At 67.5% G+C, this 594-nt stretch carries 1 pseudogene; it reads left to right on the forward strand.

Annotated elements, in window-relative coordinates:
• Nucleotides 1–594 (forward strand): annotated as a pseudogene (locus WT97_RS25920) (hypothetical protein); the annotation flags it as partial.

Here is a 594-nt window from a genome sequence, read left to right on the forward strand (position 1 = left end):
GGACGCGATCAACGGTTCGCAGCTGTACGGCACGGCGCAGAGCGTGGCGGATGCGCTGGGCGGCGGCTCGGCGGTGGACGGCAACGGCAACGTGACGGCACCGACGTACTCGCTGGCCGACCCGGCCGGCGGCGCGGGCAAGGTCGACTACGACAACGTCGGCGACGCGCTGGCGAATCTGGACGGCCGTACGACGCAGAACACGGGCGATATCGTCGACCTGCAGGACAAGCTGGAGGATACCGGGCTGGTCGATGGCAACGGCGATACGCGTGCCGCGGTGACGTACGACAAGAACGCGGACGGCACGCCGAACTACGGTTCGGTGACGCTGGGCGATGGCACGGGTCCGGTGAAGGTGACGAACGTGGCGGACGGTACGCTGTCGGCGACGAGCACGGACGCGGTCAATGGTTCGCAGCTGTTCGCGACGAACCAGAGCATCGGCGATCTGAGCGATTCGCTGAAGAACGGCGGCGTGATCGATCCGGTCACGGGTCAATCGCTGGCAGTCGTGTACGACAGCGCGGCGAAGGACACCGTGACGCTGGGTGGCGCGGGCGCAGCGACGCCGGTTCAACTGAAGAACGTGGC

Origin of the sequence: Burkholderia sp. MSMB1459WGS (assembly GCF_001534535.1) — a bacterium.
GTDB lineage: Bacteria > Pseudomonadota > Gammaproteobacteria > Burkholderiales > Burkholderiaceae > Burkholderia.